This is a genomic window from Metabacillus lacus (assembly GCF_009674805.1).
GTDB lineage: Bacteria > Bacillota > Bacilli > Bacillales > Bacillaceae > Metabacillus_C > Metabacillus_C lacus.
Map to the genome: position 1 here is coordinate 1 of NZ_WKKI01000022.1, position 13,536 is coordinate 13,536.

12 protein-coding genes are annotated in these 13,536 nt (G+C 45.0%); 2 read left to right on the plus strand and 10 right to left on the minus strand.

The window, feature by feature from the left end; all coding sequences use genetic code 11:
- Window positions 1-693: 693 nt before the first annotated feature.
- Complete coding sequence (locus GJU40_RS11835; protein WP_154307971.1) at window positions 694-1,167, minus strand: competence protein ComK; 474 nt, start codon at window positions 1,165-1,167, stop codon at window positions 694-696.
- Between the two features lie 386 nt (window positions 1,168-1,553).
- Window positions 1,554-2,012, minus strand: a complete 459-nt coding sequence (locus GJU40_RS11840) for a hypothetical protein (RefSeq protein ID WP_170289392.1) — start codon at window positions 2,010-2,012, stop codon at window positions 1,554-1,556.
- Between the two features lie 164 nt (window positions 2,013-2,176).
- Between GJU40_RS11840 and GJU40_RS11845 the strand changes: the two genes are divergently transcribed.
- A complete protein-coding gene (locus GJU40_RS11845; RefSeq protein WP_154307973.1) occupies window positions 2,177-2,536 on the plus strand; it encodes a DUF2750 domain-containing protein in 360 nt (119 codons plus the stop codon).
- A gap of 101 nt (window positions 2,537-2,637) precedes the next feature.
- On the opposite strand, the gene manA is transcribed toward GJU40_RS11845, so the two are convergent.
- The 8 genes from manA to GJU40_RS11885 form a co-directional block, all read right to left on the minus strand.
- Entirely contained in the window at window positions 2,638-3,588 is a 951-nt protein-coding gene (gene manA / locus GJU40_RS11850) for a mannose-6-phosphate isomerase, class I (protein WP_154308027.1), read from the minus strand.
- Between the two features lie 97 nt (window positions 3,589-3,685).
- Window positions 3,686-4,588: an ROK family protein gene (locus GJU40_RS11855; protein WP_154307974.1), complete on the minus strand. Its 903-nt coding sequence runs from the start codon at window positions 4,586-4,588 to the stop codon at window positions 3,686-3,688.
- Between the two features lie 605 nt (window positions 4,589-5,193).
- The gene (locus tag GJU40_RS11860; protein WP_154307975.1) at window positions 5,194-6,015 is read right to left on the minus strand and encodes a carbohydrate ABC transporter permease; all 822 of its coding nucleotides are present in this window, start codon (window positions 6,013-6,015) and stop codon (window positions 5,194-5,196) included.
- The gene (locus GJU40_RS11865; RefSeq protein ID WP_425481220.1) at window positions 6,016-6,987 is read right to left on the minus strand and encodes a carbohydrate ABC transporter permease; all 972 of its coding nucleotides are present in this window, start codon (window positions 6,985-6,987) and stop codon (window positions 6,016-6,018) included. It lies immediately after the preceding gene.
- Window positions 6,988-7,085: 98 nt separating this feature from the next.
- Window positions 7,086-8,342: an ABC transporter substrate-binding protein gene (locus GJU40_RS11870; RefSeq protein WP_425481222.1), complete on the minus strand. Its 1,257-nt coding sequence runs from the start codon at window positions 8,340-8,342 to the stop codon at window positions 7,086-7,088.
- An 85-nt stretch (window positions 8,343-8,427) separates the two neighbouring features.
- On the minus strand, window positions 8,428-9,855 hold the full coding sequence (locus tag GJU40_RS11875; RefSeq protein ID WP_154307976.1) for a response regulator transcription factor: 1,428 nt from the start codon (window positions 9,853-9,855) through the stop codon (window positions 8,428-8,430).
- Window positions 9,852-11,291, minus strand: a complete 1,440-nt coding sequence (locus GJU40_RS11880; RefSeq protein ID WP_154307977.1) for a sensor histidine kinase — start codon at window positions 11,289-11,291, stop codon at window positions 9,852-9,854. Before GJU40_RS11880 ends, GJU40_RS11875 begins: the two co-directional genes overlap by 4 nt.
- Complete coding sequence (locus tag GJU40_RS11885) at window positions 11,288-12,280, minus strand: sugar-binding protein (RefSeq protein WP_154308030.1); 993 nt, start codon at window positions 12,278-12,280, stop codon at window positions 11,288-11,290. Before GJU40_RS11885 ends, GJU40_RS11880 begins: the two co-directional genes overlap by 4 nt.
- A 484-nt stretch (window positions 12,281-12,764) precedes the next feature.
- Here GJU40_RS11885 and GJU40_RS11890 point away from each other — a divergent pair, with 484 nt between their 5' ends.
- Window positions 12,765-13,514, plus strand: a complete 750-nt coding sequence (locus tag GJU40_RS11890; RefSeq protein ID WP_154307978.1) for an FCD domain-containing protein — start codon at window positions 12,765-12,767, stop codon at window positions 13,512-13,514.
- The last annotated feature ends 22 nt before the right edge of the window (window positions 13,515-13,536 follow it).

Below are 13,536 nucleotides of genomic sequence, written 5' to 3' on the forward strand. Positions count from 1 at the left end.
TCCTTTATTAGAAGTCACGGATAACGTGGGTTTAGCTTCTAGTTTAGGAGATTTTTTTGCATTCGTCCATAAAAAATCCCCCTATAATTTCAATTAATAGAGGGTAATTAAATTGATCTTTTGGCCTGTGGATACATATGCAATGATAGTGGAGCTTTTCCGGTTAAGTTCAGAAAGTCGGCTTTTTTGAGGTAAATAAGGGCAGTTTTTCCGGTTAAGCTGCTGAAAACCCCTATATTTTAGTTGATATGGGGTCCTTAGGCGGAATGTCTCCGGCTATTTGAGGCTTTTTTAAGGTTATTTTTTATTTAAGCGGAAATGTTACGCTTATTGATCAGGTGGGATGCTAGAAAGCCGCTTTCTTCAAGATAGTAGAGCAGACATGCCCGCTTTGTTATAGTATCTGGAAGATAGTAGAACAAAAATGATCGCTTTGTTATACTATCTCCGGCTTTTTCCAAGATAGTAGAACAAACATGCCCGCTTTGTTATAGTATCCCAAAGATAGTAGAACAAAAACGCTCGCTTTGTTATAGTATCCCAAAGATAGTAGAACAAAACTACCCGCTTTGTTATAGTATCCCAAAGATAGTAGAACAAAGATAAAAAACTTGAGGGTTGTGTGATTATCCCCTCAAGCCGTATCATGCATTCCAGGCCCCATGGTATCGAAACTGCTTACCAGAGGGACATTCACTTGTTCAATAAATGAAACTTTTCATTTCGGTGCAGGTAGGTCATCAGCAGCTGCGAGGCATGCTTGATTCTGTTGGACAGGATTGCGGGAGTGACATTCAGCTCTATGTTCTCATAACCGGGATTATAGGAAACCTTTCCTTCACAAATTTGAAAATGATCACGTGCATGCAGATATGAAACCCATGTACAATTTTCTTTTTCCGGAGAGGTTAAAGGCAGCATACACAGCTGATATTCAGCCGATAAACAGATCGGCATCAGGCGGTTTCCCCTCATGATTCTTTTTGCATTTAAGGTTGTTCCTTCAAACGTTCCCCCATGAAACCAGCAGTTATCTTTCATAATCTTTTTCGGAGACGCTGACACATATACAATTTGGTTTTCTTCATATACAGTAGAATACAAAAATCCAAAACTATTATAATAAGGTTTGATTGCGATTGTTTCCTTATAAATTGTATATTCCACTCATTTGTTCCTCCTTTCAATTTACCAAAAAAGAGGATATACTAACGGTATGGTTGGTATATCCAATTGTTGAGCCTTCAAGTGTCCATCTCCAAACGTCACTTGAGGGTTTTTTATTTTTGAAATGCTATCAATGAAGAAAATATGTGAAGGTTTTGGAATTGAAATGTCACCCCGCTTTCGGTTTACAGACAACATGATGCAGATGACAAAGATGATCACAATGAGGACTAGGTCTTTGGTTATGTTCTATTTTGCCTATTTTCCACTATTATACAAAATTTTTCAGTGTAAAAAAGCAAAAACAGCCTTAATTATTTTAAGTTTTTGTAAATTTTTGTATGATTTTGCAAAAACGAATGCTCTGGGTACCCTGCAAAGGTCCATCACTGCCGAAATTCCCACAATATACGCCACTGTCCCTTCTCCTTGACTGTGAAAACCTCCTGCACAATCGTAAAGACGCCAAACTTGCTGTGAAACTCCTGCTGAACTGTATATTTTTCTACTCGTTCAAAGCTTTGCCCGTCAGGTGACATCCGCCAGTTTTTCAGTTTTTTACGATCTTTAATCTTAAAATCAAAGGTACTTACCCCGTAATGACCCATATAAATATGAGAACGCTCTGTTACATAAGCATTTTTTTGGAATTTTTCCTGCATCTTAGGATGAAACAACTTCCAAGCGCTCCCAAAATCGCCCCCTTGCTCTTCTTTATAAAACTTCACCACCACATCTCTGGCTGAATGCCCTCCCATCTGCTTAACGAGCAGCAGCCCGGCTCCAATGATTAACAGCACAACCATACCAACGATGATTCTCTGCCGCCTCTGTCTCCGCCTCATCCCTCTCACAACCTTTTTTAGCATCTACTTCAACTGTATGAGGGGAAGTGTACGAGTAGTATAGAATTTAATTGACATACAGATTGTTAAAAACATATTTTTTCCTAGTTATGGTAACATAGGAAAAAGGGTTATAACAAAACAATGCGGTAAGGAGATTAGTGATGGAGTTTGACCTGACAATCAATTCTAAAAGACGCTATGAAAACTTTATCAAAAGAGTGACAGAAAGCAAGCTGGTATGGGGATTAAAGAGTGAAGATGGTTGGTGTGTGTGTGAATCCAACGAATATGAAGAGACAGAGGTAATGCTTTTTTGGTCTGATGAAGCATATGCGAGACAATGTGCGATTGAAGAATGGTCGCACTATAAGCCAGCATCAATCTCCTTACAAGAGTTTATGGATAGTTGGCTGTACGGAATGAATCAAGATGGTGTGCTGGTTGGCGTTAACTGGAATGCAAAGTTAATCGGATTAGAAGTGGAATCTTATGATTTATTTAAGGAACTAGAAGAAAATTAGGTGTATTCTTATAACAGGAAGAAAGCTCCGAGCATGTATGGCTCCGAGCTTTTTTCATGCTGATTATCATACTTCATTTTCAGACTTCAGCACCAGGTTTTTTATATATGAGAGACAATCAGATCCACTTCTCCACTCAGGACAAATTCCCCTGTATCGGCTGGAAGGATAAAATGGCTTCCCTTTGTAATTGTGTAAGTGGAATCTTCGTGCTGAAGAGTGCCTTCACCACGGATGACGCTAAGGATCAGGAACGGCTGCTCCTGGATGAGGCCTGCCTCTCCCTTCACTTCCCATTTGTAGACTGAAAAGTATTCTGTTTCCACAAAGGTTGTGATTATCAAATTGGGGATTTCAATTCTGGAAGGCTCTACTTTGTCTGCTTTATGGGGAATCTTTGTGACTTCTATCGCCTTTTTCAAATGAAGCTCGCGCTGATTGCTCCTGTCAGCTCTGCGGTCATAGTCATAAACTTTGTATGTTGTGTCAGTACTTTGCTGTGTTTCCAGAACAAGCGTCCCCTCGCACAATGCATGAATGGTACCGCTTGGCACATAAAAGAAATCCCCGGGCTGAATTTTCACCCTGCGGAGCAATTCATTCCATTTGCCTTCCGCTATCATGTTTGCAAGTTCATCTTTTGTCGAGGCATTATGGCCAAAAATGATTTCTGCGCCTTTCTTGCAATCTATTATATACCAGCCCCCGGTCTTGCCGAGCTCGCCGTTTTCGTGTTGATTTGCATATTCATCATCAGGGTTAACCTGTACAGAAAGGTTCTTGTTCACATCGAGAATTTTTGTCAGCAGCGGAAACGCGTTTTCTTCCAATTCTCCGAACAGTTCTCTGTGTTTTTCCCAAAGCTGCCCTAATGTTTTGCCCTGAAATTTTCCGCTGGCCACAATACTTTGTCCGTTGGGATGTGCAGAAACTGCCCAGCATACACCAGTAGTCTCTGATGGTATGTTGTAGGAGAAAGCATCTTTTAAAGCTGTTCCGCCCCAGATGCGGTTTTGAAACACGGGAGTTAAAAATATGGGTGACTGACTCAAATCTGCCACTTCCCCCTTCTATATATAACGTATTCTTAGTGTAATGCCCGCAGTCTAGTCCCTACAAGACATACCCACATACAAATAATGCAAAACGTTAGCGGCTGATTTTTTCAAGCGGCAATAGAGCGGCTCCAATCAGGCCAGCCTGCTGCCCCAGCGCTGCACTTTCTATGTTAATGGTGTCAGTCAGGCTTGGATAGACAAGATCTTTCGTTCTGGCAATAAGCGGTTCAAGAATCAGATGCTCTGACTTCATAACGCCTCCGCCAAGAACGAATATTTCAGGATTAATCGTATGTACAAGGTTGGCGATTCCGATGGCGAGATATGAAATACTTTCATCCACAATTTTCATCGCTTCGGAATTCCCGTTTTCCGCAAGCTGAAACACGCCTTTGGAACCTGTGTCTATTCCCAACCGCTCTTTGCCCAGCAGCCCAATCGCCGTTCCGCTTGCCAGCGCTTCCAGCGATCCTTTATTTATGCCTGGCGCTGCCTTTCCGGAAGGATCAATAATCATGTTGCCGATTTCACCGGTATTTCCCTGCGCGCCGCGAATCAGCCTGCCGTCCAGAACGAGCCCTGCCCCGATCCCAGTGCTTATCGTGATATAAAATACGCTGCCGGCCTCGCGCCCGGCGCCAATAAGGGCTTCTGCCAGCGCAGCTGCATTTGCATCATTATCCAGCACGACAGGAAGGCCGATTGCTTCCTCAATCATTGACCTGAACGGTATATTCCGCCAGCCCGGCAGAATCGGCGGCTCAATAATCACACCGTTCTTCAAATCCAAAGGTCCTGGCGATCCTACGCCAATCCCAGCTATATCATGCTTTTCGCGAATCAGTGTGACCCTCTCGACAATCTGCTGCAGCGCATACTCCGGCCCCTTCTCCGGATGTGTCTCCGTACTATGTACCTCAAGCACTTCCCCGCCGCTGGTCACTGCGCCAACCCGGAGATTTGTGCCTCCAAGATCTATGCCAATTGTTATCATCCTTCTCCCTACCCTCTGTTTTTTCTTTATTTTATTTTACCCTATACTGGGGTGGAGGGACACCGGGACGGGTACACTGTCCCGGGGGAGGCGGGCGGGACAAGGGGACGGGGGACAAGGGGACGGGTTCCTTGTCCCAGGGTGTTAAAACAAAAATTAATAAAAAAAGAAAACCTGTCGATATTGGATAATTGCATCTTTTCAGATCACAATTAACCAATTGAAAGAGAGGTTTTCAAAAAGGTGTGTAGATAACATTAAATGGATTATACCATAAAATACCAAAATGCGGCAAACAATTTTTTACTAGTTCAGTATTAGTGATACGGTACTCTTTTTCTGACTTGTGGTGGAGCTGAGAAGCTTTGTTTGTTCTACGATTATCAAAACGATAGAACAAAGAAGCCTTGTTTGTTCTACTATCCTGTCCGTTTGCTAGATAGTAGAACAAAGAGACACTGTTTGCCTTAAATCCTCTGGGACAAGGTGCCTGTCCCTGCGTCCCAGTAGAACAAAGAGACACTGTTTGCCCAAAATCCTCTGGGACAAGGTGCCTGTCCCTGCGTCCCACCCCCTGGGACGTGGGAACCGTCCCCGCGTCCCACTCACCCCTTCACCGAGCCAGCCAGGAGTCCCCTTACAAAGTATTTGCCGAGTAGGATATAGACCAGCAGAGTCGGGAGCGCCGCCAGCAGCGCCCCCGCCATTTGCACGTTCCATTGGACAATTTGGCTTCCAGACAGGTTTTGCAGGGCTACCATGATTGGCTGCTGCCCTGAGGTAGTGATGGTGACAGCGAATAGGAATTCGTTCCAGATGTTTGTGAACTGCCAGATGGCCACAACGACAAATCCCGTGATGGAGAGCGGAATCATGATATGGCGGAAGATACTGAGAAAGCTGGCACCATCAATTTTGGCTGATTCAATCATTTCATCTGGAATGTTTGCATAAAAGTTACGGAACATGAGCGTTGTGATTGGCAAGCCGTACACGACATGAACAAAAATCAGTCCGGCAATGCTATTGTAGAGACCCACCTCACGCAAAAACTGAATCAGCGGAATTAGAATGCTTTGATATGGAATGAACATGCCGAACAAAATAATCGTGAAGATCGTGTCCGCGCCCTTGAACCTCCATTTGGAGAGAACATATCCATTCATGGCACCAAGCAGGGCTGACAGCAGTGTAGCCGGAATGACAAGATAAAAAGAGTTTAAGAGGTTAGGTGCCAGCCTGGAAAACGCCTGTGAATAGCTTGAAAAATCGAGGCTGGACGGCAAACTCCACATCGTGCTCAGAGTCACCTGATTCAGCGGCTTAAGGCTGGTAACCACCATTACATACACCGGAACCAGGAAAAAGACACTGACTGCAAGCAGGATACCATACACAAACGGCATACCGATTCTGCGAAGGACCATTTACGCCTCCCCCCTTCTGCTCGAAATTAAATATGGAACAATAAAAATGGCAACTGTAATCAACATGATGATCGCAATGGCTGCCCCGTTGGCATAATAGTTGCCGCGGAACGTCGTTTCAAACATATACACACCGGGAACATCCGTCACAAAATTGGCGCCCGGCCCGGTCATCGCATAGATAAGGTCAAATATTTTCAGGGAAATATGTGCCATGATAATGATGACGCTGACTGTTATCGGCTTTAACAGCGGCAGAATAATCTTCCGGTAAATTTGAAATTCGGTTGCGCCATCCATTCGCGCTGCTTCGCGGATTTCATCTGGAATTCCGCGAAGCCCCGCCAGATACATGGCAAGCGAAAACCCTGTCATCTGCCATACTGCTGCAATGACTACAGCAAACAGCGCAATGGGAATCCCAAATTCAATTTTCCCCCACTGAAAACCCGCCAGAATAGTTGTATCTGTATACCACTTCGGCTTTACACCAAAATTTTGCAGTAATAAATTCACACCCGTCGAAGGGTTGAGAATCCACTGCCAGACAACTCCTGTGACAACGAAGGATAAGGCCATCGGAAAGAAAAAGATATTGCGGAAAAATGATTCTCCCTTCAGCTTCTGATCCAGCAGGATGGCGAGGAATACTCCGGCAATGATGACAAAGCCGATAAAAAGTACCGTGAAGACCAGCGTATTCCTCAAGTCAGCCTGAAACCGGAAATCCTGAAAAAGGTAGAGATAATTGCTGAGGCCTGCAAAAGAAAAATCCGGTACGAGGGAGTTCCAGTTGCTGAGTGACACGTATCCTGTCCATCCGATGAATCCGTAGACAAAGATGAGCACCAGCAAAAACGATGGCAGCAAAAAAGCAAGTGCTGTCAGGTGGTCTGCTGACAAGCGGCTTCTTTTTTTCACATCTGACTCTATTGCCGGAGACATATCAGGTGTATTTTTTACAACTTCCAATGTGGGCCACTCCTTTCTTCTGTAAAAGAAAAACCGCCGCAAGCAGCTGTGCAGCGGTTTAAGAAGAGGGGGCTGTACGGCCGCTCCCCTTCAGCTTCTTATTTTAGTGAATTGACAAAGTCATCAACATTTCCTTGCGTGACAAAGATATTGATGGCCTGATTCACTTTTGTGACAAAACCTTCAGGCGCTGCAGATCCGTGCGCAAGACTTGGTGCAAGCTCTGCTGATTTAAAGTCTTCAATGGTGTCTTTGCCATATTGATCATACTTGGATATATCGGCGTCAATTCTTGCCGGAATAGATCCTTTCAGCGGGTTAAATGCATCCTGCCCCTCAACAGAGCCAAGCACACCAAGGAATTTTTTAACGTCATCAGCATTGCTCAAGCCTTTTGGAAGTCCGAACGTATCTGTGATGACCATGAATTGCCCATCGGTTCCCGGAGCTGCCACATAGCCGAAATCTTCATTTACAGCAAGCTTCAGATCATTGGCAAAATAGCCTTTTGCCCAGTCACCCATTACATTCATGGCTGCCTCGCCGTTGCCGACAAGCTGTGAAGCATCCTGCCAGTTGCGTGAGCTGTGGTCTTCATTCACATACTCCAGCATTCTTTTAAAAGTTTCTGCCGCTTCTTTCACCTTCGCGTCATCCCATGTTAACTCTCCAGCAAACAGTTTTTGATAATCTTCTGTACCAAGCGTGCCTAAGAGGACCGTTTCAAACAAATGAGTAGCTGTCCACGGCTCTTTGTCGCCAAGTGCCAGCGGTGTAATGCCTTTTTCTTTCAAAGCATCGGCCACTTGGAAAAACTCATCAAACGTTTTTGGAGCCTGAAGTCCATTTTCATCAAGTACCTTTTTGTTGTACCAAAGAACATTTCCTCTATGAATGTTAACCGGCACAGAATAGATATTGCCGTCTTTGCTGACCATTTCAATCAGTGACTCCGGAAATTTATCATTCCAGCCTTCACTTTCATACAAATCGTTCAGAGTTTCCATTTTTCCTGCCGCTACCCAGCCGTCATTCAGCTCGGCCCCGCCATGAACCTGGAAAGTAGCTGGAGGATCGTCTCCCTGCATGCGGCTTGCAAGTACTGCCTTCGCGTTTGTTCCGGCACCTCCGGCAACTGCTGCATTTTCAATCGGCACGTCAGGATATTTTTCTTCAAATAAAGCGATTAATGCTTTTAATCCGTCTTCTTCACCTGCACCTGTCCACCAGCTGAAAATATCCAGCTTTCCTGAGCCGCCGCCCTCTCCTGTACCGGCATTGTCAGAGCTGCAGGCTGACAGCAGCAATGTAAATACTAAAAAAAATGACAAAAATAGTTTTCTTTTCACTCTAATACATCCCCCTCTGTACTGAAAGCGTTCTCAAGGTTTAGTATAACGAGAAAAGAATCCTCTTTTTGTCAGTATTATCTGCACTTTTTTATGTTTTTCTGTACTTTTTTATGATGAATTTCCGGTATTCCTTTGGCGATACTCCTGTATTCCGCTTAAACACCCTGCTGAAATAGTTTTGATCACGGTAGCCGGTCAAGTATGTGATTTCCTTCAAACTGAGGGTGGTTTCCTCAAGGTATTTTTTTGCATGCTGCATACGGACAGCTGTCAAGTAATCGATGAAGGTTGTTCCGCTTTGTTCTTTAAAAACCCTTGTAAAATAAGTAGCGCTCAATCCTGCATGTTCCGCGGTTTCTTCCAAGGTCAACTGTTCCATATAATGCGTTTCAATATAGTGCTTTGCCTGCTGCACGACTTCTTTCTGCTGCAGCTCCCAACGGACACGGTCACAATAGGCGCGGATAATGTCCTCCCACTGTTCACTGCTGATTGTAGACAATATCTCAATATCATGCACATCCATGCCGCGCTTTTCAAGCATTTGCTTGATGCCGATCAGCCATTCTTTCACCTGGGCTTTTTCCATATTTTCCTTCAGCTGATGAAACAGGGCGAGCGCGGTGTCATCTGAGCCTCTTACAATTTGCGCTTCCACTTTTTCCTTCAGCTCTGCAGTATCTCTTTTATCATAAACAGGAAATCCGTAGGAATGGCCATTTTCACCAAGCGCTTGATATGCGAGGTACGCCTCATGATAGGATTTGGCAAGCTTTTGCGGAGCTGTATACGGAAAGCCGACTCCTGTTTTTTTCCCATTCCGGGAGAGCAGCCTTGCCAGGGACAGGGCATCTCCTTTTACGGACGAAAGTGTTTTGTCAGCTTCTCCAATCATGAAAATAGCTGTGTGGTAATGCGGCGCCTTCACAAGCATGTACTGTGAAGCAGCGTGCTGATCCAGAAGGGGCTTCAGTTCTTCCGCTTCCATTTCTGTCACAAGAAAGTAGCCCCAGCGAAACTGCTGAAACGCTTCGGAAAATAACTGCTTTAGCTCGGGTGAAGTGTCTCCATGAAGCAGACGCTCGGCAATATACTGCTTTTTCAAACTGTGGGCTTCATGATAGGACTGCAGCTGCTGACGCTCCTCCTCAATTTCTCTTTTCACACGAAGTATGGCAGCGATTGTTTCTTCTTTTTTGCTGGGCTTGAGCAGATATTCTTTCACTCCTTCTGCCATTGCTTCTTTTGCATATTGAAAAGAGTCATAAGCTGACACCATGATAAATTTGATTTTGGCATTCCCCGCGGTAATCTCCCTGACCGCTTCCAGTCCGTCCACTCCCGGCATTCTAATATCCATGAGCATCAAATCCGGCTGCAGCTCCCTTGCCAGGCTGATGGCTGTCCGTCCGTTATGCGCCTCTCCTGCGACCTCTGCGTCAGGCATCGTTTCTTCAATAAATTTCCGCATTGCCTTTCGTTCCAGTATTTCGTCATCAACAATCACAATTCTCATTCTCCTTCACCCCCGGGAATTCTGATTGTAACGGTGGTTCCTTGTCCTTTTAGCGAAAGAATGTTCAGCAGATTTTCTTTTTTGTAAAACAGCTGTATTCGCCGGATGACATTTTTCAGGCCAATGCTGGTTGAGTGCCCTGTATGCTTTTCACTGACACCGCTTTCGTCTTCAGCATTCAGCAGTCTGTCGATGATGTTTCTGTTCATTCCTTCACCATTGTCGATAATAGAAATCAGCACATCACTACCGTCCCTTTTCACCTCTAATCCTATTTTTCCTCCCTCTTCAAAGTGCTCCACACCATGAATAAAGGCATTTTCCACAAGCGGCTGCAGAGTTAAGCTTGGAATTTCAACATCCAGACAGGATTCGTCTACTTGCGATGAAAAAGATATGCGGTCAGCAAACCTGGTTTTTTGGATATAAAAGTACTCCCTGACGACATCCACTTCTTCACGCAGCGTGACCGACTTATTCAAATCTCTTAAATTGTAGCGAAGCAGTGCAGACACAGACTCAATCAGCCGCGAAGTGACGCGTGCATCCTCAAGATAAGCCATTCTGGAGATGGTATTTAAAGTATTAAATAAAAAATGCGGATTGATCTGGTTTTGAAGATGCTTGAGCTCAAGCTCTTTTAACAGCTGATCCAGCTCTGATTTTTGTTGAATTTCTGCTATCAGGTCTTTAACATTTTGGCGCATCAGGTCAAATGACTTTCCCAGAAAATTGATTTCATCCGAGGAAGTGACTTTAATAGCCGGACCGTCAAAATTGCCGGCAGCTACTTCTTTTGCAGCAAGAGACAGCTGATGAATCGGCTTTGTCACGCCGCGCGAGAAATACAGTGCAAAAAATACAGCCAGCAGCAGTGTGGACGTAAACAAACTGATTGTAAAGAAAGTAAAAGAAATGTTCCGCTTTTCCATAGATTCGTAAAATAGCTGATATTGAGAGAGCTCCAGATTCAGCAGGGTTAACGTGGATTCCTGCAAGTAGGAAGAGACAGTCCGCACCTCGCGGAGATGGTAGGAATAGTCATCAATGTCTTCTTTGCCCACCGCCTCCATGGCCGCTTCGCTTTCTTCCAGCAGGCTCACCATCATAGACTCATATTTTTGAAGAGATTGTGCAGTTACTCCGGACACCTCTTCTCCACTTAATTTCTCCTGATTTTTTAGGAATTCCTTCTTGATCTCCTCAAATTCATCGATGAAAACAGGATCGCGTTCAGCAATATATGCATTCACTTTTTCATAAATCTGCCCCGACTGCTGGGAGATTTCATTGAAAAGCAGAAATCCCTGAAAGCTTTGGTGATATTCAGAAACAATTCTCGTGCTGCTGTAATAGATGGAAAAAGAAACAAGATTAAAGAGTGCAACAAAAACAAGAAAGTAAAACAGCAGCTTGTAGCGAAATGTCCTGATCATTGAACTTCCCCTCTCTGACTCAGCGGTGAAAAGGGAAGATTTTCTTTGCGCAGCACGGTGGTTTCGGTATGCTGCAGCTCATCCAGTTTTTTGCCTTCCTGAAGCGCTACCAGAGACTGAACGGCTCTGTAGCCCATTTTGTAAGGATATTGAACAATGGTTGCATCAATCAATCCTGATTCCAGATAGGAAATGGTTTCAGGAAGGGTGTCAAAAGCGATCACATACGGCGGATTGTCTGTCCTGAGGCGCTCGACAACCTGGGCCATGCCTGATCCGTCCAACGCACTTGTTCCATATAAAGCGGTGATTTGAGGATGCGCCTTTAATAAACCGTAAGCTGCTTCTACAGCACCGATTTTCGTAATGTTGGATTCTTTGACATCAAGAATCTGAACCCGTTTTTCATGTTCTACTGCATCCCGAAAGCCCTGCACCCTCAGCTTTTGATGAGCCGCCTCCAGGCGGCCTGTGACAATTCCAACAAACTGCTCTCCCTCTGTGTCGGTGAGAAGCGCCTTTCCCGCGAGAAAACCTGCGTAATAATTGTCTGTTCCGATGTACGCTTTCCGGCTGCTTCCGGGGGCATCGGTATCAATTGTGACAAGCGGAATGCCCTTCTCACCCGCTTTTTTAATCAGCGGAGAAAACTCACCATCATTAATGGCCTGTGTCATAATGCCGTCCACTTTTCCGGCAATCGCCATATCAATCGTTTTAAGATGCTCCTCAAGATCTGCCTGCTTCGGCCCAAGATACTCCAGATGAACGTGAAGGTGGCGTGCTGCTTCCCGGGCACCCTGCTCCACCAAGTGCCAGTAATCATTATCCAGCTCTTCGGGAATCAGCACAAAATGATAGGCAGGCGGTGACTCTGCACCTGCCGGCGGCGTGTTGAAATGAAACGTCTCTTTCCCAAAATAAATCGTCAGCGCAGAAGTCACCAGGAACAAGGCAAGGGCAATGGAATACAGGGACCGTTTAAACATGCGCATGGAAGATATCCCCCTTTGTAAGCGTTTTATTTATATTGTAGGGGATGGGCGGGCTGGTGTCGAGGGGGGACACGGGGACGGGTTCCTTGTCCCAGAGTAGCAGCGGCGGGTGGGGCGGTGGGACACGGGGACGGGTTCCTCGTCCCAGTGGTGGGGTGGGTCGCGTGGACGTGCTCCTTGTCCGGTGGGACACGGGGACGGGTTCCTCGTCCCAGAGTAGCAGCGGCGGGTGGGGCGGTACCCTCGGACGGTTCCCCATCCCAAATTAGTTCATTGGTGGGGTGGGAATTTGTTCTCTTTGTCTCAGGGCAGTACACGGCGGGACGCAGGTACACTGGCCCGCGAACGAGCGGGACAGTGTACCTGTCCCCATGTCCCGCTTTTTTTCTATTAGTTGCAGGAATAATAGATTAATAGTCGAAATATTATAATAATAGCTACTCATTAGTGAGGAGCAGGGGGTATATGGAGGTTTTTTATGGTTAAGGAGACGTTTTTCAATTCGAAGAGCGAGCATAGGGTTTATGCAGTTTTGCGCGTGTTGGCAGATGAGGATGCTCCTCTCGGTTCATGGATATTGAAGGAGAAGCTCGAGCATTTTGGGATACAGATCAGCATAGCGAGTATAGGAAGGTTTTTAAAAGAGTTAGACGCCAAGGAGTACACCGTGTTGATCGGCAATCAGGGGAGAAAGATTTCCGAAAAAGGGTTTAGCTTTCTTAGGGAGATGGAGGACGATTTATTTCGGTTTCAGCTGGAGAAGGATTTTTTTGATGCTTCCAAGCCTAAAAGCTTTCAGGATTTTCTGGACTTGCTTCATGCAAGAAAAGTGATTGAAGTGGAGACAGCTAAGCTTGCTGCGCTGCATGCTGATCGCGAAATCATCAGCCGCTTAGAAGAGTCATTAAAGGATCATTGTGACCATGCTTCTGCAAATGCAGATTTGACTGAAATCAGCTGCCATTTTCATGAGCTGGTAGCTGAAGCGTCAGGAAACCGTTTTTTTTACTCAACACTTAAGCTGCTGATCTTGGAAGAAATAGAATTGGAAAAAAAGTATCCATACTTTTCTTCTTTGACTCAGGGAAGGCATTATATCCAAGATCATCAAGAAATCGTATTTGCAATAAAAAATGGTGATTCTCAAAGTGCCATGCTTCATATGGAATCTCATATGAACCGGCTGATAAAAGCCATTGAACAGGCTATTAAAGGAGGTGATTTGTAAGCTGCTCTGTAAAAAAAATTAC